Below are 18,226 nucleotides of genomic sequence, written 5' to 3'. Positions count from 1 at the left end.
CGCCTCTTTCCGTTTTCATGACATTATTTCGAATCCTATGGGGATATCGCGGCTTCATCCTCGGCAGCGTCCAGCGTGAGTTTCAGCTCAAGTACCGGCATTCCGTATTGGGGATGAGCTGGGTCATCATCAATCCTCTGGCAATGATCACGGTTTATACCGTCATATTCGCTAATGTCATGCGCGCCAAGCTACCCGGGATAGAAAACACTTTCGGGTACAGCATCTATCTGTGTGCGGGCCTCCTCACCTGGGGTCTGTTCACCGAAATCGCAAGTCGTGGACTTATCACTTTTATTGAGCACGCGAACATGCTCAAGAAAGTGAGTTTCCCGCGCCTTGCCCTACCCGTCATTGTCGTCCTCAACGCCAGCGTCAATTTCGCAATTGTCTTTGGCCTGTTCGCCCTCTTTTTGCTACTTACAGGTAACTTCCCAGGTTGGCCCAGCCTGGCACTCTTTCCATTGCTGGCCTTGCTCGTCGTTTTCGCCATCGGTCTGGGCGTCACACTGGGCGTGCTAAATGTTTTCTTTCGCGACGTCGGCCATTTATTTGGCTTGATGCTGACCTTCTGGTTTTGGCTCACCCCCATCGTCTACCCCCTCAGCATCCTGCCCGCCTGGGCCCAGCCCTGGCTGAACCTCAACCCGCTGACACCGGTCATGGCCGCCTTCCAGTGCATTCTGGTCACCGGCCAGTGGCCTCACTGGCCCAGTCTCTGGTGGCCCGCGTTTGCGGCCTTTTTCTTTTGCGTTCTTGGCTTGCAGCTCTATCGCAAGCGCGCGGGCGAAATGACGGACGAACTGTAATGGGCTACATCACCGTGACCCGCCTTGGCAAGGCATATAAACAGTACACGCGCCGCTGGCATCGCGCGGCCGAATGGCTGGACCCGCGCGACAAACCACGCCACCAATTGCATTGGGTGCTGCAAGACGTTAGCTTCAACGTCCAACCTGGCGAAGCCGTGGGCATCATCGGCATCAACGGCGCAGGCAAAAGCACGCTGCTCAAGATGCTCGCCGGCACCACCCAGCCCACCACTGGCAGCGTGCGGATGACGGGCCGTGTAGCCGCACTACTAGAACTTGGCATGGGCTTCCACCCGGACTTCACCGGGCGGCAAAACGCCATCATGGCAGGGCAGTTGCTGGGCTATGGCGCAGAAGGACTCCAGCGCCTGATGCCGGATATCGAAGCCTTCGCCGAAGTCGGCGACTATATGGATCAGCCTGTGCGCGTTTACAGCAGCGGCATGCAGGTACGGCTGGCCTTTGCCGTAGCAACCGCCATACGGCCCGACATCCTGATCGTCGACGAAGCCCTCTCAGTTGGTGACGCCTTCTTTCAGCACAAGAGCTTCGACCGCATCCGCGAGTTTCGCAAGCAAGGCACGACCCTCCTGCTGGTGAGTCACGACAAACAGGCCATTCAGAGCGTGTGCGACCGCGCCATCCTGCTCAACAAAGGCGGTATCGCGATGGAAAGCAAGCCAGAAGAAGTGATGGATTACTACAACGCGATGCTGGCAGCTCATCAGAGCCAACGTGTGCAACAGATTCAACGGAGCGATGGCAAAGCGGAAACCACCTCCGGGACCGGTGAAGCCGTGGTCACGCAAGTCCAGATCACCAACATTGAAGGGCAGCCACTCGAATTCGTGGGCGTGGGCCAGCCAGTACGTCTGCGTATTACAGTCCAGGTCAAACAGGACATTCCCCGCCTGATTCTGGGCTACAGCATCAAAGACCGGCTGGGGCAAACGATCTACGGGACCAATACAGATCTGACAAAGCAGCCTTTGCTCAACGTGCGCGCAGGGCAAACGCATTTGTTTGACATCCAGTTTCCGGCCAACCTTGGCCCGGGAACCTATTCGATACAAACCGCGCTAGTCAGCACGGAAACTCATCTCGTCAACAATTATGAATGGCGGGACCTGGCCCTGATTTTCAATGTAGTCAACATCGACAAGTCGCATTTCGCAGGGTGTGCATGGCTGGATACGAAAATAGAAGTGACTCCGCAGATCTGAAATAGTGAATGCCCTTGCCCCTGAAATTGCATCCCCTGCACACAGCGATTTGCATGATCAACGCAATTGAGTGTTAAACAGTTCGGCTCGCAGACTCCATCTCCCGCTCTCCATGACTTTTGTTTCCTTCGCACAGAACCTCGAAGACGTCGTACTCTGGCGCGCCCTGAAGGGCGTGGCACAGGGCTTTTACATTGATGCTGGCGCCAACGACCCGCACGAAGACTCCATCACCAAGGCGTTTTACGAGCGCGGCTGGCATGGCGTCAATATCGAGCCACTGGCATCGCACTGGACCGACTTGGCCCGGGAACGCCCCCGGGACATCAATCTGCGCTGCGCCGCTGGGAATGCTCCTGGCGAGTTGGAGTTGTGGGAGGGCGATGTACGTGGCTGGGCGACCCTGGATCCGCAAGTCATCGCCAAGCACCAAGCCACGGGGCACAACGGCGTCTTGCACAAAGTTCCCGTGCGCACCTTGACCGACATTTGCACGGAACACGCGACTGGCAACATCCACTTTCTGAAAATTGACGTGGAAGGCTTTGAAAAAACCGTGCTGGAAGGGATGGACTTCCAACGATTCCGCCCTTGGATATTGGTTATTGAGGCCATCGCACCCAATTCGACAGTCGAAGACCACCAGCAATGGGAATCACTGGTATTGACTGCCAATTACGTATTTGCCTACGCGGATGGTCTCAATCGTTTCTATGTGGCTCAAGAGCATTCGCACTTGCTTGACAAGCTGCGCTACCCACCAAATGTGCTGGACGGCTTTGTGCGCGCGGCCGAAAAGCAGGCGCATGCCGAAGCCCAGCAGGCTCGAGCCGAAGCCCAGCAGGCTCGTGCTGAAGCCCAGCAGGTTCGCGCTGAAATTGAATCCATGCTCAAAAGCCGCTCTTGGCGCATCACAGCGCCAATGCGCTGGGGCGCTTTGCAAATCCGCCGCTTGCGCGAACAGGGTCTGAAATCCCGCTCGAAGGCGCTGCTGAAGAAACTCACCCGCCCCGCACAAAAAGCATTCGCCGATTGGAAGCACACGCTGAAGTTGGCGGCGATGAAGCCGATATTCTTTTTGCATCCGCTCATTGCAAGAAACCGGTTTCTCAAAGCAATGGCGCTGCGGGTTCTGAATCGATTTCCGGCCATCAAGCAAAAAATGCAGGTGGCGCTTGTCCGGCGCCGATTTGTGCATATCTCAAATCCGTCCGCGACGCGGACAAGCGCTTTATCTCCTTTGGCTGACGGCATACTGGGCAAAGACATCGTACGTGATAACCAACGAGTCGTTTTGCTTTATGTCGAGCACACAGCCTCGTTTGACAGGATCACCGGCGTCCAGCGCGTGTGCCACAAGCTCGCGCCGATGCTGGAAAGCAATGGCGAGATGGTTGTTCTGATCAAGCTCGATCCCACAACCCTCCGCTTGGCGCCGCTGGATGCCAGCGAGCGGCAGAACTTTCTCAAACAAGCGGGGTTCGGCAGCTTTGGAAATGACCGGCTTCATGATCCGGCGGTATTCGAGGGCATGCTGACGGCCTTGCAAGACCATCCACGCAAGCATTGGCTAATCATACCGGAGGTCACCTATCACACGCATCACGCCAATCCCCCGACATCAAGACTGATCAAGCTTGCCCGGGACTTCAGCATGCGGGTCGGTGTGATCTATTACGACATCATCCCTTTTCTCACCGAAGACGCAGGCGAGAACGCGCGGAACCACGCAGACTACACGTCAACGATTGCGCTCGCAGACGTCATTTGGCCCATCTCGCGCTATTCAGCTGAACATCTGATCGATTATTACAAGCGTTACGACAAGATTGATGACGCCGACATGCCTGCCATATCAGTTGCCGTGCTGGCAGAGGAGATGGACACACCGCGGCGGATTGACCGCGATTCCGACAACGACCGAAGCATTGTTTGCGTTGGAACCATTGACGAGCGCAAAAACCAAATCACGCTGATCAAGGCATTCAACAGATATTGCGCCAGTCATCAAGACACTCGGTGGAAGTTGAAGATCGTTGGCATGGTTCGCGAAAACTACAGGAAAATCATAGAGCGAGAGACCTCGCAAAACCCGAACATCGAACTTCACTATGGCGCCAGCGACGAGGACATCAAACAGTTTTATGTGAATAGTGATTTCACGGTATTTCCGTCGCTGGAAGAAGGCTTCGGCCTGCCCATCGTGGAAAGTCTCTGGAACATCAAGCCTTGCATTTGCGCCAACTTCAGTTCCATGGCCGAGCTCCATGCCAATGGCGGATGCGTGGCCGCCGATACCCAGAGTGTTGATGCACTCCTGTCCGCGATCACTGCACTGATCGAAGATGAGAGTCTCTATCGCGCAAAGATAGACGAAATCATGCGGCGCCCAGTGAAGTCATGGTTCGAGTATGCCGGTGGCCTGTGCGCTGACATGGACAAACTGCAGTTTGGCAAACCCGCCGAAGGGCCCATCTACTACTGGGTTGACGCCACCTTGGCGGCCAGCAGCAATACCGGCATCCAGCGGGTCACTCGCCAGCTCGCCAAGCATCTAATGAAACAAGGGCACAGGCTGGTGCCGATCAAATGGGACGAGCACAGTAATTCCATTGTCTTGGCCTCCAGGAAAGATTTGGACTACCTAGCGCACTGGAATGGTCCCGAGCCGGACAGTTGGGGCCAGTCGTTCGCCAGCACACAAATTGAGGCGGAAGCCGCCTATCTGATGGTGGAGTTACCACTCAATCGGCCGCTCGAAATTCAAGAACGAGTGCTCACTTTCTTCAAGGAAAGAGCTGTCCGCTGTGCCGCCGTTTTTTACGACGCTATCCCCTACAAGCTTTCAGCCCTCTATCCGCCCCACTTTGCCAGCGCCCACATGGACTACATGGAACTGCTGGACAGGATGGATTTCATCCTTCCAATATCTGGCACGAGCGCCAGAGACTTCATCGACTATCTCGGCACAAGCGCCTGTCGCGGCTTGTCGATCGAAACACGCGTCAAGACGGTCGCCCTTCCATTCGAGTTTCCAGAGGCGCGGGCAACAACGAGGGAAACAGCTTTCGATGCTGACAAGCCTTGCAATATCCTCGCCGTCGGAACAGTCGAACCACGCAAGAACCACGAGACACTGATTCGTGCTTTTTTTGAAGCGGAAAAGAAGTCGACTCGCAAGCTGCGGCTGACAATTGTGGGCGGCGACGAATCGTTCGACAAGGATTTGCCAGGAAAAATCACCGCGCTCATCGGCAACAGCAAGAGCATCACTTGGATCAAGAAGGCAACCGATGCGCTCCTGAAGGAACAATTCGAGCAGGCCGATTTCACTGTCTTTCCTTCTTTCGAAGAAGGATTCGGCATGCCTATCGTTGAAAGCCTGTGGTTCGACGTCCCGTGCATCTGCTCGGCAAGCGGTCAGATGGGCGAACTGGCCGCACATGGCGGCTGCGAAACTATTGACGTGCGAAGTGTCGAAGACATGAGCAATGCGATTGTGCGCTTGGCAAACGACCCAGATCGCGCGAAACAACTCAAGGACGAAATTCTCGACTGCCACTTCAAGACATGGGATGAATACGCGGCCGAGATTTCGGCCTGCATCCGGGCCGCGAATCTGAAACCGAATTCGAATTCACGACTGCAAACACCGCCCATTGCGAGTTATGAACTTCCCGCCCAGCCGACAATATCAATCTGTATTACCACATACAACCGCGCGGACTGGCTTGCCGTTAATCTGGAAAATTTGATGCGCGTCTCGCAGGCGGTCCGAGACAAAATTGAGATCATCGTTTGCGATAACTGTTCTGAGGACAAGACTCCAGAGATTGCGGCCCGGTTCTTTACCCACAAGAATTTCTTCTACTATCGGAACACTGCCAACATCGGGATGCTCGGCAATCTGCCGCAGACAGTTGCCCATGCGCGTGGCGCTTATGTTTGGCTTTTAGGTGACGACGATCTTCTACATCAGGGTGCGCTGGAACGTGTGCTTGGTGTCATCGAGAAAGATGCGCCGGATCTCATCAACGTCAATTACGCTTACACCCCCGAGCCGGTTCCTCCATCAATTGACAAGCTGGATCGCTATTTCGCAGCGGCCCTCAAGATCTCGCAAGGCGATGCATCAGGACCGGGCAAGGTGCAAGACATCTCCGCATTCAATGAGAACTTCTACACGGCGATCTACACCTTCGTTGTGAAGCGGAAACATGCTCAGAAGATCTTCAATCAGGACACCAGTGGAGCGCCGTTCTCGAACCTGCAGACCTGCGTGCCATCGTCGAAGTACATCTTGTCGTACATGATGGATCTGCCGGGATACTGGATCAACGAGCCCCAGATAACGATCAATATGAACGTCTCCTGGGGCAAGTACGCGCCCTTGTGGATCTTGGAACGACTTCCCGAGGTGTACGACCTGGCTGAGCTAAAAGGGGTTGCGCAAGAGCAGGCTGATCGCTGGCGGCGGCACACGCTGCAGATGGTTCCGGGTTTCTTCAAAATCCTCTTCGAGTCGGAATACGATCTTTCCTCTTTCGCATCTTTTGACGTGACACGTTTCATCCGTCGCTCGCGACATCTGAACGAGTTCCGGACACTCTATCCGCAACTGGAAACGATTTATGCCAAGGCGCAGGGGCAGAACCATCCCTTGGCCAAAACCTCCATGGATATCCTGAAAGCTGCAATGCAATGAGCGCCGCATCTGAGGACCGGCTGCTGTCCATCGCCATCCCCGTGCATAACTTCGGGGCCTTTCTGCCGCAGACGCTGGATAGCATTCTCGATCAAACACTTGCTGAAAAGATCGAAGTGCTTGTGTTTGATGGCGGATCAACGGACAACACACCACACGTCGCGCGCAGCTATGCCAGGCACTACCCGAACTTCCGGTATGTGCGCGCCTTGAAAAAAGGCGGCATTGACGCAGACATGGCACGCTGCGTCGAACTTGCAAGCACGCCCTATTGCTGGCTTTTCTCCGGCGATGACGTGATGCTGCCGGGAGCCATTGAAAAGGTCTTGAACACGCTGAGACGCTGGCAACCCGATCTCGTCCTGAGTCGGCACAACGAATGCACCGTCGATATGACGGTGCTCAAAGACTGGCCCGTTCTGTCGATCAAAACAAACAAAGTCTTCGATCTTCAGAATGGCGATGAAAGAAGCGCATATCTCGAGGCCGCACGCACGTCCGAGGCATTCCTATCGTTCATGGGTGGACTGGTAATCAAACGCCAACGTTGGTTTCAAGGTAGGCTTACGCCGTCGTTCAACGGTTCCAACTGGGCGCACATAGGGCGTTTATGGTCGCTGATGGACGAGCCATTCAGGCTTGCCTATCTCCACGAAGTTCTGCTGAACAGGCGTGGCGGCAACGACAGTTTCTCAAAAGACGGCATGCTCTCCCGTCTAGGCATTCAGATCGACGGTCTGCTTGATATCATCGAATCGATTTTCGGTGCCGAATCGATGGAGGCGCGACATCTCCGCCGCGTCATCAAAACCGAAGTCGAGCCGGATTGGGCAAATACCGTCCGGCGGGACCTGCAAAACCGGCATGCGCCTCAAAAGGACTTTGAACGGCTTGACCAAATGTTGAGTCGCATTGCGTGACGAACTCTACTCATATTGATTAAAAAGGCAAACATGCTGAACTATCATGAAATCACCCAATGTCGGGTCGGCAAGAGCAGCAATCTGGTTTCCGTGCTGAATCTTGGGCATCAGGCTCTGACCGGGGTTTTCCCCCGCAGCGCGTCCGAGCCTGTCACCAACGGTCCGCTGGAACTGGTGTGGTCGCCTGACAGCGGCTTGCTGCAACTCAAGCACAGCTACGAATCGTCGGAAATGTATGGCGAAAACTATGGTTATCGCTCGGGCCTGAACCAGTCCATGGTGGATCACCTGACGAGCAAGGTGCGCTATCTGGAGCGCTTGGTACCACTGACTACTGGCGATGCGGTGCTAGATATCGGCAGCAATGACTGCACCACGCTCAAGGCTTATGAGCGCAAGGATCTTCAGCGCATCGGCATCGATCCGACGGGCAAGAAGTTCGCCCAGTATTACCCGGCAGATATAAAACTGGTGCCGGATTTTTTCTCGGCAGCGGCTTACAAGTCCGCCATGAACAAGCCGGCCAAGATCATCACATCGATCGCGATGTTCTACGACTTGGAAGACCCGATCGCCTTTGCGCGGCAGATCGAGCAGTGCTTGGCAGATGATGGTGTCTGGCATTTCGAGCAGAGCTACATGCCGTCGATGCTGCGCCTCAACTCCTACGACACCATTTGCCACGAACACCTGGAATATTACTCACTAGGCGTCGTGCAGAAGATTTTGACCTCCGCCGGCCTGAAGGTCGTGGACGTCATCATGAACAACATCAATGGCGGCAGCTTCGCCGTGACTGCCACCAAGGTGGGCAATACGTCGCGCAAGGTCAATCACGCCGTGGTGCAATGGCTGCTGGAGCAGGAAGACCGCATGGGTATCCACACACCCAAACCCTACCGGGAATTCGAAGAGCGGGTTTTCCGCCACCGTGAGGACTTGGTGCGACTGATTCGAGCGCTGGTGGCTGACGGTAAGAAAGTGCTGGGTTATGGCGCCTCCACCAAGGGCAATGTGGTGCTGCAGTTTTGCGGTTTGACAGCCAAGGACATTCCGGCCATCGCGGAAGTAAACCCGGAGAAATATGGCCGAGTGACGCCCGGAACACACATCCCCATCGTGTCGGAAGCCGATGCCCGCGCCATGAACCCGGATTACTTCCTCGTCCTGCCCTGGCACTTCAAGGATGGCATTTTGCGCCGCGAGAAGGAATATCTGGCGAGTGGCGGCAAATTCATTTTCCCGTTCCCCGAGATCGAAATTGTCTAAATTGAACCGCGCATGAAAACTGCCATCATCACAGGCATCACAGGCCAAGACGGCGCTTATCTGGCACAACTGCTGCTCGAGAAAGGTTACACGGTTTACGGTACCTATCGCCGCACCAGCTCGGTCAATTTCTGGCGCATCGAGGAACTGGGCATTGCCAAGCATCCGAAGCTGCACTTGGTGGAATACGATTTGACGGATCTGTCGACAAGCATTCGTCTGCTGCAAACAACCGAGGCAGCCGAGGTCTATAACCTGGCGGCACAGAGTTTTGTGGGCGTGTCGTTCGAGCAACCCGTGACCACTGCGGAAATCACGGGCCTCGGCCCATTGAACCTGCTGGAAGCCATCCGTACCGTCAACCCGAGAATCCGTTTCTACCAAGCCAGCACGTCCGAGATGTTTGGCAAAGTGCAAGCCATACCCCAGGTGGAAAACACGCCCTTCTACCCTCGCAGCCCCTACGGCGTGGCCAAGCTCTACGCGCACTGGATGACGGTGAACTATCGCGAAAGCTACGGCATCTTTGGCAGCAGTGGCATCTTGTTCAACCATGAATCACCGCTGCGCGGTCGCGAGTTCGTCACGCGCAAGATCACAGACAGCGTGGCCAAGATCAGACTGGGTCAGCTGGACGCGCTGGAACTGGGCAACCTGGACGCCAAGCGCGACTGGGGCTTTGCCAAGGAATATGTGGAAGGCATGTGGCGCATGTTGCAGGCGGATGAGCCGGATACTTACGTGCTCGCCACCAACCGCACGGAGACTGTGCGCGATTTCGTGCACATGGCTTTCAAGGGTGCAGGCGTCATTGTGGAATTCAAAGGCAAGGACGAAAGCGAAACCGCCATTGACACCACCACCGGCAAAACCGTCATGCGCGTGAACCCCAAGTTCTACCGCCCGGCGGAAGTCGACTTGCTGATCGGGAATCCGGCCAAGGCCAAGGCCAAGCTAGGCTGGGAGCCCCAAACCACGCTGGAACAGCTGTGCCAGATGATGGTAGAGGCTGATTTGCGGCGCAACAAGGCCGGCTTCTCATTCTGAGATCGCCAAGAAAGCGTAAGGCAAACTCCCGTGAAAATCTTGCTCACCGGTGCCGGCGGCTTCACGGGACGGCACTTCACCCGCCATGCCCAAGCTGCGGGGCACGAGGTCGTGGCGCTGCGTGCCCAGCTGGGCGAACGCGAAGCCGTTGAACATGAAGTATTGGCCGCCGGGCCCGATGTAGTGGTGCACCTGGCCGCCATCAGCTTTATCATCCACCAGGATGAGCAGACGTTTTATGCCGTCAACACCATCGGCACCATGAATTTGCTGGCCGCCTTGGCCAAACTGCCCTCGCCTCCATGTCAGGTACTGCTGGCAAGCAGCGCCAATGTGTACGGCAACGCCGAAGCGTCGCCCCTTGTCGAAGACCAGTTCCCCGCGCCGGTCAACCACTACGCCATGAGCAAGCTGGCGATGGAGTACATGGCACGAACTTACGCGGACAAACTGCCCATTGTCATCGCGCGCCCCTTCAATTACACCGGACCCGGACAGGACAAGAGTTTCGTCATCCCCAAAATTGTGGGCCACTTTGCGAACAAATCACCATTCATCGAACTTGGCAATCTGCATGTGGAGCGGGAGTACAACGACGTGCGGATGGTATGCGATGCCTATTTGCAGCTGCTACAACATGGTGAAGTTGGACAGACCTACAACGTGTGCTCCGGTCAGACCTATACTCTGCAGCATGTCATTGAAACACTTTCACGATTGAGCGCGCACAAACTGGAAGTCAAGGTCAATCCAGCATTCGTACGCGCCAATGAAGTGCATCGGCTTTGCGGCAACCCTGCCAAGCTTCGCAAACTGCTCGCAGACCGTGGCGTCACGCAGCAGCAAGTGTCTTTGTCGGATACTTTGACCTGGATGCTCTCTTCCAATCAAGGATTTTGATGAAACTCATCATTCAAATCCCATGCTTCAATGAAGAAGCCACCTTGGGCATCACGCTGGCAGATTTACCGCGGAAAGTCCAAGGATTCGACTCCGTGGAATGGCTCGTCATTGACGATGGAAGCACCGATGGCACAGTTCAGGTGGCCAAATCGCATGGCGTGGACCATGTCGTCAGCTTCAACAAGAATCAGGGCCTGGCCAAAGGATTCATGGCCGGGCTGGATGCCTGTCTGAAAGCGGGGGCCGACGTCATTGTCAACACGGATGCGGACAACCAATATGACGCAAAGTGCATTCCCGATCTGGTGAAACCCATCATCGAGCATCGCGCCGACCTGGTGATCGGTGCTCGGCCCATCCGCGACATCGAGCATTTTTCACCGATCAAGAAACTGCTGCAACGGCTTGGCAGTCTGGTGGTACGCATGGTCAGCGGTACGACCGTCAATGATGCACCCAGCGGCTTTCGCGCCATCAGCCGTGATGCCGCGTTGCGACTGAACGTCTTCAATACCTATACCTACACACTGGAAACCATCATTCAGGCCGGGCAGAAAAACATGCGCATCGAATCCGTGCCGGTTCGCGTGAATGGCGAATTGCGCCCATCCAAGCTGCTCAAAAGCATTTCGTCCTACATCAAGAAGTCTGTCACGACCATCGTTCGGGTGTTTGTGATTTATCGCCCTTTCCGATTCTTCATGTCGATCGGGCTGATTTTAATTTTTCTAGGTGCCTTGCTAGGTCTGCGTTTCTTGGTCGCCTGGTTCACGCAGGGTTCTGACGGACACATTCAGTCGCTGATATTGGCATCCATTCTGATCGGCGCAGGCTTCTACACCGTGATTGCGGCCTTTTTGGCGGATTTACTTGGTGTCAATCGCAAGCTGCTGGAAGATGTGCAGTATCGGCTACGGCGCATGGAGCTGGCCGCACAGTGGCCCGAAAAGACCGAAACTCGTTAGTTAAATCTGCCCTGCCATGTATTGACCCAGCGGTTTCTGCAGAGGTCGGGCTGCTAAAGCATAGGCCTCAGTGGGGGTCTTCATGCCCAGCGCCTGGTGAGGGCGCCGGTGGTTGTAAAAGCCGATCCAGTCTGCGATCACACGGCAGGCATGCTGCGGGGTTTCGAACTGGTGGTGGTGCACGTACTGGTCTGCGTGCCGATGGCGGATTCAGTCTCTAACACCAGTACTTCACACCCTGCCCGGGCCAAAGCACGCGCGGCAGCCAGACCAGCGACAACAACATCAACCCGTTCGGACATGCGCGCCGTTCAGTCGAAGGTTGTTGCTAGCGCCAGCGGCACCCCTTGCTGATCCTTGGCCGAAAGCTGGACCTCCAACCCCTGCACGGGCCATCGGATACCGATGGCTGGATCGTTCCAGAGGATGCAGCGTTCGTGCTGCGGGGCATAATTTTCCGTCATCTTGTAAAGTACATCTGCGCTTTCGCTCGTGACGGCAAAGCCATGTGCAAAGCCGGGCGGTATCCAAAGCTGGCGCCGGTTTTCCTCGCTCAGTTCCACGCCCACCCATTTCCCAAAGTTAGCTGAACTCTTGCGGATGTCCACGGCCACATCGAACACGCTGCCACGCGTCACGCGGACAATCTTGCCTTGCGTCTGCTGGATCTGGTAATGCAGACCGCGCAGCACGCCCTTGCCACTCTTGCTGTGGCCGTCTTGCACGAAATTGAAGTTCGCTCCGGTAATTTCGACAAATACCTTCTGGTTGAAGCTCTCGAAGAAAAATCCGCGCGAGTCACCAAAGACTTGGGGTTCCAGGATCAATACGCCGGGCAAGGCCGTCGGATTTGCTTTCATGATTTGTGATCATGCCTTTGTTTTCGCCCAATCATTCAATACCTCGACCACCCGCTCAACCTCCTTGGTCGTGTGCGCAAAAGAGATAGGTAAGCTCAAGGTGGTCGCGTGGATTTCTTCCGTGATAGGAAGTTTTCCGTCATACGAATCCAGAATGCCTTTCATGGCCTCCTGCTTGTGCGGGGCAATCGGATAGTGAATCTCCGTGCCAATGCCGTTCTCCTGAAGGTACGCCTTCAGTGCATCTCGCTTGGGATGACGTATGTTGTAGATGTGGAAAACATCCTCGAAATCAGGGTGGCGAACAGGTTTGATGAAGCCGCCGCTCAAATGCGCGTCGTAAATGTCCGCCAAGGCGCGTTTATGCAGCGTGATTGCGGAAAGATGCGCGAGCTTGATATTCAGGAAAGCCGCCTGTACTTCATCAAGGCGCGAGTTGACGCCACGATAGATATTGACGTACTTCTTGAAGGATCCGTAGTTGCGCAGCGCCCTGACTTTGTTGGCTAAGGCTTCATCATCCACCAGCAACGCACCAGCGTCACCCAAAGCACCGAGGTTCTTGGTGGGATAAAAACTGAAGGCGCCGGCCTCGCCAAAGCTGCCCGCCGGGCGCCCCTTGTAGCGCGCATCATGTGCCTGAGCCACGTCTTCGAGCACGGCCAGCTTGGCGTCCTTGGCGATAGACAGGATCGGGTCCATGTCACAGACCTTGCCGTACAAATGTACAAGCATGATGGCCCTGGTTTTTTTGGTCAGCGCCTCCAGGATGCGCTTGGGATCGATGTTGTAGGTGCGAGGATCGGGCTCCACCAGCACCGGCTTGTGCCCGGCGTTGATGATCGCCAGAATCGTGGCGATATAGGTGTTGGCGGGAACAATGACCTCGCTGCCCTGTGGCAAATCAAGACTGAGGAGCCCAAGGTACAAGGCATCGAGCCCCGATGCGAGACCGATGCCGAATTTTCGATTGCACCTCTGCGCGAAATCGGCTTCGAACTGCGCAACCTGCTTGCCCAGGACATACCAGCCCGATTCGGCCGTGGCCTGAAAAGCCGCCATGTACTCCTTGAAGAAAGGCTCATTTGCCTTCTTCAAATTTTCGTAATCAATCGTCATAGGACTCATGGATATAGTCATCTTCGGAGTAGTTTTCGGAAGCCAGCACGAGCAAGACGCAATCGCTCGAAAAATGGAGCATCTCGTGCCAGTCTTCGGGCGGAACCAGCAGCACTTGGTCAGGCCGCGAAAGAACGACGTCTTCCCATTCCCCTTTGCGGCGATTAAGCCGGAAAGTGCAAGAGCCCTTTACGCAAATCGCCGCCTGAAAGTTATTGACATGGCGGTGACCACCACGCACGACATCTTCCGAAGGGACACCGTAAATGTAAAAAATTCGTTTGATAGCGAAGGGAAGCTGCTTTTCCAGCACGGTCAAGAAACCGCGGCTGTCTCCCCGACTGGTCGGCAATGTCAATACGGTAGCCATTGAGTGTCTTTCTCGTCAGTGAATGGGGCGCAATGTCATGTTGATGTGCTCGCCATATCGGAGCTGCGCGAGCAGCCAATCCAGGGGACGAATGGCTTCCATCAGGAGCAGGAGCACCCCTTTCCTGAATTTGGGATTCACGCCCGTCCGCGCCTCATATTCATCAAACTTGTGGCGATGCAGGGATGGGAAGAATGACGCAATCAGCGACGGCGGGTTGAAACGGGGAGACTTCGTACTGATGGAAACGATCTCGTAGCCGGCGCGTTTGCTCAGATTCCTGACCGACTGAATCGAAAACTGGTGAAGATGCCGCGGGTAGTCCAATCCTATCCATGCTTGGCGCTTGAGCCTGAAGCCCAGCGAGTCGAGATTGGGCAGGCCCTGGACAATGACCAAGCCACCGGGGTTCAGCAATCTCTTGCAAGTACGAAGATGCGCGAAGGGGTTGGGAACGTGCTCCAGCACGCCGTTGTAGGTGATAAGGTCAAATCGCTCGTCCCCGAAATCATGGGTCACCAGATCGCCTTGAGCAACATCGAGCTTGCGCTCCTTGACGCAATATTCAACTGCGCTGGGACTGAACTCGATGCCCTTCACCTTGGCCCCGGCATTTTGACAAATCATCAGAAAATCGCCCGTCGAACATCCGACATCAAGCAAGCTGATCCCGGGTCTGATGCGGCTCCGGATCAAAGAGAAATCTCGCATCATCAGGCGGTTGCGATACCAATGCTCGAACCGCTTGAGCAATGACGGCCGCTCCGCGCTCTCGCTGGTTCGCCAGAAAGACTGCGGATAGAACGAAGCAATCTCGTCTGAATCAGGAAAGGGAAACAGACAGACATGCCCGCACGCGCCACATTTCAGGTATGAGAAATTCAGCCTTGCTCCGGGGCGCAAGCGGTCCACTACGCGATCAAGAAATGGACTCAGCGAACCGCCGCAAGTGGGACAGTTAGACAGGATTTGTGCTGTCATGTGTTCTCTTTTCTTTACGTTGAAGCATTGCCGTCCCCGTGGCAATCGCAAAAGTTACGAGTTCCCCTGCGATATTCAGAATCCGAAGCCCCAAGAAAAGAGATGCCGCAGACGCACCACCAATCGAGGGAGCGAAAAGAGCGAAGGCTATAAATTCGCGAACCCCGACTCCTCCGGGGGCGCCCGGCATGACAAAACCGATGGCCCATGCCAATGCGAAGCCCCAGGTCAAGCTTGCCCAGCTCAGAAAAGCACCCTCCGAAACAAACAGAAATTGCAGAAGGTAAAGACTGATCCCAAGCATTATGTAGTCGGCCACATTCAACACAAATGCAAAAGCCAGACGCTTAGGAGACAGGTACGCGTGCTGGGCTCCCATCCAAGATCGTGTTCGGGGGTGCAATATGCCGGCCAAAATGATCGAGATCGCACATGCCAGTCCCAGTGCGAGCCACTTCGGAGAGAAATCGAGACCGAGCGCGGCAAGCAACTGCCAATCGAGAAACACACCAGGCGCTGTGACGAGCGCCGCCGCGGCAATCGCTAGCAAAACCTCCAGAATTGAGCAAACCGCCATGGCTTGTGGCGCAATCCCATAGGCTTTGCCCAAAACAATCCGACCGACATAGTGGAATATGTTGCCGGGCAGGTACTTTGCAATCGAGGAGCGTCCGTATAAGACAAAGGCATCACGCAGCTGCAAATTGACTTGCCCGCCGATGAGCAGCACTTTCAAGATGACTGCTCCAAAAAACTGCGTCAAAACGCCCAAACCTACGACGAAGCAGGCGATGAGGACCAAGCGGGCATTCCATTCAAGCGGTGGCAATGCATGAAATCCGTTCACGAACTGCCGGCCCAGAAAAACAATGCAGGCCACTGTCAACAGGTAGCCAACGATTTTCAGCGCGCGCTTCATGGTTTACCCAAGCCGAAAAATTCAAGGTATCGGGCCGCGATGCTTTTCCAGGAAAAGGTTTCCGCCATCGCCACGCTGTGAGCACCGAGCTCCCTGATGGCTTCGCGCTTTTCAAGCAGATGCCGCATCCTGGCGGCAAGCGCCAGGGGGTCACCATAACTCACCAGAAAGCCGTTGTAACCGTCTTTGACATAGGCTCTGTTGCCAGGATGATCACTGGCCAGCACGGGCAGACCGTAAGACACCGCTTCGATCATCGCCAACGATGACCCCTCGCGGTTGCCATAGAACAAATAGGCGTGGCTTGCCAGGTAATAGCGCTCAAGCTCCGCATATTCCACACGTCCTACCATCGTGACCATTCCGTTCAGGCCGCGCGCATCCAACAGGGTTTCGATCTCATCCTTCTTCTTGCCGTACCCGACGATGGTCAGATGGAAATCCGATCGCTCGGCCTTGAGGATCGCCAGTGCTTCAATGATGTCGCTGAACCCTTTGCGCAGCACCAGCCGGCCTATGGACAGAAACTGCACGACCTCGCCGGCTTGCAAAGGCGCGTGCCTAAGCTTGAGCGGCGTGCCGTTAGGAATGACCGTGACGTTCTGGTTTCGCATGTACGGCGTGGCCAGATCCTGCAGGCCATCGAGGATCACAACCCCCATGGAATACCGGGAGACGAAACGCAGCAAAAAGCCCAGGTACTTCACCAAGCCCTTCATTTCGGAATCAACACCTGGCGTATCTGCGGCATCGACAAAAACAAAGCTCGGCACCCTCAAGACCTTGCTCAGCACCACGGCCATCAAGCCCGACGGAAAGGCAAAAACGGGAAACAAGACGCAGGGTCGGCGCCACAGCAGATGGAAGAACATCTGCGGTAGCCCCAACAAGAAGAAAAACAGATGCTCATGCAGGCGAGCGTCCATCGCCGAGCGGCGCCCCGTGAAAAAGCGGCGCACTGTGAAGCCTTCGGTCATTTCCGACCGGGGAAATCTCAAGCCGATCCCGCTGGTCAAGACACTCACTTCATACCCGAGTGCAACGAACTCGGCGGCTATCTTGTGGGTGAACACGGTTCCACCACATAGCACGGGGTAATACTCGTGGGTCAGAATGACAATGCGCTTCTTTTTCACGGACGGTTCAGCCTCTCCAGACAGTTCGTCAAACCGGCTTGCAGTGCGATCTCGGGCTGCCAGTCCGTGGCCTTGCTCAATTCGGCATGGCTACCGACGAACGTGCGCTCGTCAATAGGCGAAAGCAGAATCTGCTTGTGCTCTATCGCGGACATTCGCCCCGTCATCCGCCCCGCTTCTTGTACCAGGAAGCGAACCATTTCGATGAATGGCGTGCCAATGCCAGTACAGACGTTGAATACGCGCGCGCCGGAAATTTTCAATTCTCCCGCGCGCACGAACGCGTCCACGACGTCGTTGACATGCACATAGTCACGCAGCCACGCGCCAGAGCCAAAGACCGTGATCGGCTCCGCCGCCAATGCCTTGCGGCCCAGCATCGTCACCACGCCCCTGTCCTGACCCGAAACGCCGTTGGACGGCCCATACACATTGGCGAGACGCAGGCTGACGGCACTCAATTCGCCCATCTGCGCAAAAAAACCAAGAAAGCTCTCGGCAGAGAATTTATGAATGTCATAAACGGTCAATGGCGACACACGCTGCGTCTCCTTGACCGGAAAGTCAGCGTAATCCGTCAGCCCATAGACCGTCACGGTGGAAGCAAGCACGACATGGCAAGGCGTCTTGCGAGGCTCCTTGCCATTTTTCAACGCTGCGGCCAAATGCAGAACAGGCGCGACGTTGAGCGCCCAATCGCCTGCGGGATCTCGATTCGCCTCATAGTGGCTGGTCTGCGCAGCCATGTGAAACACGAGATCGCAGTCGCGCACCCAATCGCCCCAGGCGGAAGGATCGCGGATGTCTCCTGCAATGATTTCGAGGTCGGCGCCAAAGCGTTCCAGCACCACCCGATCCAGGCCTTTGTCCTGGATGATCACGCGAGGACGAGCACCCAAGGCCAGCAGGCGCTCAACCAACAAGGACCCGATATACCCGGCCCCGCCGGTCACCAGGATGGTTCGTCCAGCATAGATGCCCACGAAAGCACCCC

Annotated in this window: 17 protein-coding genes; 8 read left to right on the top strand and 9 right to left on the bottom strand. The window is 55.6% G+C overall.

Annotated features, from left to right (window positions below):
- The first annotated feature begins 17 nt into the window (after positions 1-17).
- The 8 genes from HGR_RS06715 to HGR_RS06680 all read left to right on the top strand — a co-directional run bounded on the left by HGR_RS06715 (position 18) and on the right by HGR_RS06680 (position 11,847).
- Positions 18-809 (top strand): ABC transporter permease, encoded by a 792-nt coding sequence (locus HGR_RS06715; RefSeq protein ID WP_006297413.1) that lies wholly within the window; start codon positions 18-20, stop codon positions 807-809.
- Positions 809-2,035, top strand: coding sequence for an ABC transporter ATP-binding protein (locus tag HGR_RS06710; protein ID WP_006297412.1), 1,227 nt, complete (start codon positions 809-811; stop codon positions 2,033-2,035). The genes HGR_RS06715 and HGR_RS06710 overlap by 1 nt, the downstream gene beginning before the upstream one ends.
- A 112-nt stretch (positions 2,036-2,147) precedes the next feature.
- Complete coding sequence (locus tag HGR_RS16795) at positions 2,148-6,740, top strand: FkbM family methyltransferase (RefSeq protein WP_006297411.1); 4,593 nt, start codon at positions 2,148-2,150, stop codon at positions 6,738-6,740.
- Complete coding sequence (locus HGR_RS06700) at positions 6,737-7,660, top strand: glycosyltransferase family 2 protein (protein WP_006297410.1); 924 nt, start codon at positions 6,737-6,739, stop codon at positions 7,658-7,660. The genes HGR_RS16795 and HGR_RS06700 overlap by 4 nt, the downstream gene beginning before the upstream one ends.
- A gap of 33 nt (positions 7,661-7,693) precedes the next feature.
- Positions 7,694-8,932 carry a class I SAM-dependent methyltransferase gene (locus HGR_RS06695; protein WP_006297409.1) on the top strand — a complete coding sequence of 413 codons (1,239 nt, stop codon included), beginning with the start codon at positions 7,694-7,696 and terminating at the stop codon, positions 8,930-8,932.
- A gap of 12 nt (positions 8,933-8,944) precedes the next feature.
- Positions 8,945-9,979, top strand: coding sequence for a GDP-mannose 4,6-dehydratase (gmd, locus tag HGR_RS06690; RefSeq protein ID WP_006297408.1), 1,035 nt, complete (start codon positions 8,945-8,947; stop codon positions 9,977-9,979).
- 30 nt (positions 9,980-10,009) lie between these two features.
- Positions 10,010-10,879 (top strand): GDP-mannose 4,6-dehydratase, encoded by an 870-nt coding sequence (locus tag HGR_RS06685; protein WP_039852704.1) that lies wholly within the window; start codon positions 10,010-10,012, stop codon positions 10,877-10,879.
- Complete coding sequence (locus HGR_RS06680; protein ID WP_006297405.1) at positions 10,879-11,847, top strand: glycosyltransferase family 2 protein; 969 nt, start codon at positions 10,879-10,881, stop codon at positions 11,845-11,847. The genes HGR_RS06685 and HGR_RS06680 overlap by 1 nt, the downstream gene beginning before the upstream one ends.
- On the opposite strand, the gene HGR_RS06675 is transcribed toward HGR_RS06680, so the two are convergent.
- The 9 genes from HGR_RS06675 to HGR_RS06640 are packed head-to-tail and all read right to left on the bottom strand — an operon-like array spanning position 11,848 to position 18,215.
- A complete protein-coding gene (locus tag HGR_RS06675) occupies positions 11,848-11,988 on the bottom strand; it encodes an integrase core domain-containing protein (protein ID WP_237701383.1) in 141 nt (46 codons plus the stop codon).
- Positions 11,985-12,149: an NAD(P)-binding protein gene (locus HGR_RS17030; RefSeq protein WP_081463465.1), complete on the bottom strand. Its 165-nt coding sequence runs from the start codon at positions 12,147-12,149 to the stop codon at positions 11,985-11,987. Before HGR_RS17030 ends, HGR_RS06675 begins: the two co-directional genes overlap by 4 nt.
- A 9-nt stretch (positions 12,150-12,158) precedes the next feature.
- Entirely contained in the window at positions 12,159-12,707 is a 549-nt protein-coding gene (rfbC, locus tag HGR_RS06670; protein WP_006297403.1) for a dTDP-4-dehydrorhamnose 3,5-epimerase, read from the bottom strand.
- 9 nt (positions 12,708-12,716) lie between these two features.
- Complete coding sequence (locus tag HGR_RS06665) at positions 12,717-13,826, bottom strand: DegT/DnrJ/EryC1/StrS family aminotransferase (protein WP_006297402.1); 1,110 nt, start codon at positions 13,824-13,826, stop codon at positions 12,717-12,719.
- Positions 13,816-14,196, bottom strand: a complete 381-nt coding sequence (locus HGR_RS17025; protein ID WP_006297401.1) for a sugar 3,4-ketoisomerase — start codon at positions 14,194-14,196, stop codon at positions 13,816-13,818. The genes HGR_RS06665 and HGR_RS17025 overlap by 11 nt, the downstream gene beginning before the upstream one ends.
- A 15-nt stretch (positions 14,197-14,211) precedes the next feature.
- Positions 14,212-15,177 carry a class I SAM-dependent methyltransferase gene (locus HGR_RS06655; protein ID WP_081463464.1) on the bottom strand — a complete coding sequence of 322 codons (966 nt, stop codon included), beginning with the start codon at positions 15,175-15,177 and terminating at the stop codon, positions 14,212-14,214.
- On the bottom strand, positions 15,155-16,096 hold the full coding sequence (locus HGR_RS06650) for a lysylphosphatidylglycerol synthase domain-containing protein (RefSeq protein WP_006297399.1): 942 nt from the start codon (positions 16,094-16,096) through the stop codon (positions 15,155-15,157). The genes HGR_RS06655 and HGR_RS06650 overlap by 23 nt, the downstream gene beginning before the upstream one ends.
- The gene (locus tag HGR_RS06645; protein WP_138922423.1) at positions 16,093-17,232 is read right to left on the bottom strand and encodes a glycosyltransferase family 4 protein; all 1,140 of its coding nucleotides are present in this window, start codon (positions 17,230-17,232) and stop codon (positions 16,093-16,095) included. Before HGR_RS06645 ends, HGR_RS06650 begins: the two co-directional genes overlap by 4 nt.
- Positions 17,229-18,215 (bottom strand): NAD-dependent epimerase/dehydratase family protein, encoded by a 987-nt coding sequence (locus HGR_RS06640; RefSeq protein ID WP_006297397.1) that lies wholly within the window; start codon positions 18,213-18,215, stop codon positions 17,229-17,231. Before HGR_RS06640 ends, HGR_RS06645 begins: the two co-directional genes overlap by 4 nt.
- Positions 18,216-18,226: the final 11 nt, after the last annotated feature.

Origin of the sequence: Hylemonella gracilis ATCC 19624, assembly GCF_000211835.1 — a bacterium.
Classification (GTDB): domain Bacteria; phylum Pseudomonadota; class Gammaproteobacteria; order Burkholderiales; family Burkholderiaceae_C; genus Hylemonella; species Hylemonella gracilis.
The sequence above is the reverse complement of the archived record's forward strand: the minus strand, read 5'-3'. Positions and strand labels throughout refer to the sequence as shown.

What these genes read in the sequence shown, in the direction of transcription:
- HGR_RS06715 (WP_006297413.1), top strand. Translation starts at nt 18, where the DNA reads ATGACATTATTTCGAATCCTATGGGGATATCGCGGCTTCATCCTCGGC.
- HGR_RS06695 (WP_006297409.1), top strand. Translation starts at nt 7,694, where the DNA reads ATGCTGAACTATCATGAAATCACCCAATGTCGGGTCGGCAAGAGCAGC.
- HGR_RS06680 (WP_006297405.1), top strand. Translation starts at nt 10,879, where the DNA reads ATGAAACTCATCATTCAAATCCCATGCTTCAATGAAGAAGCCACCTTG.
- HGR_RS06710 (WP_006297412.1), top strand. Translation starts at nt 809, where the DNA reads ATGGGCTACATCACCGTGACCCGCCTTGGCAAGGCATATAAACAGTAC.
- HGR_RS16795 (WP_006297411.1), top strand. Translation starts at nt 2,148, where the DNA reads ATGACTTTTGTTTCCTTCGCACAGAACCTCGAAGACGTCGTACTCTGG.
- HGR_RS06655 (WP_081463464.1), bottom strand. Translation starts at nt 15,177, where the DNA reads ATGACAGCACAAATCCTGTCTAACTGTCCCACTTGCGGCGGTTCGCTG.
- gmd (WP_006297408.1), top strand. Translation starts at nt 8,945, where the DNA reads ATGAAAACTGCCATCATCACAGGCATCACAGGCCAAGACGGCGCTTAT.
- HGR_RS06650 (WP_006297399.1), bottom strand. Translation starts at nt 16,096, where the DNA reads ATGAAGCGCGCGCTGAAAATCGTTGGCTACCTGTTGACAGTGGCCTGC.
- HGR_RS06665 (WP_006297402.1), bottom strand. Translation starts at nt 13,826, where the DNA reads ATGACGATTGATTACGAAAATTTGAAGAAGGCAAATGAGCCTTTCTTC.
- HGR_RS17025 (WP_006297401.1), bottom strand. Translation starts at nt 14,196, where the DNA reads ATGGCTACCGTATTGACATTGCCGACCAGTCGGGGAGACAGCCGCGGT.
- HGR_RS17030 (WP_081463465.1), bottom strand. Translation starts at nt 12,149, where the DNA reads ATGTCCGAACGGGTTGATGTTGTTGTCGCTGGTCTGGCTGCCGCGCGT.
- rfbC (WP_006297403.1), bottom strand. Translation starts at nt 12,707, where the DNA reads ATGAAAGCAAATCCGACGGCCTTGCCCGGCGTATTGATCCTGGAACCC.
- HGR_RS06700 (WP_006297410.1), top strand. Translation starts at nt 6,737, where the DNA reads ATGAGCGCCGCATCTGAGGACCGGCTGCTGTCCATCGCCATCCCCGTG.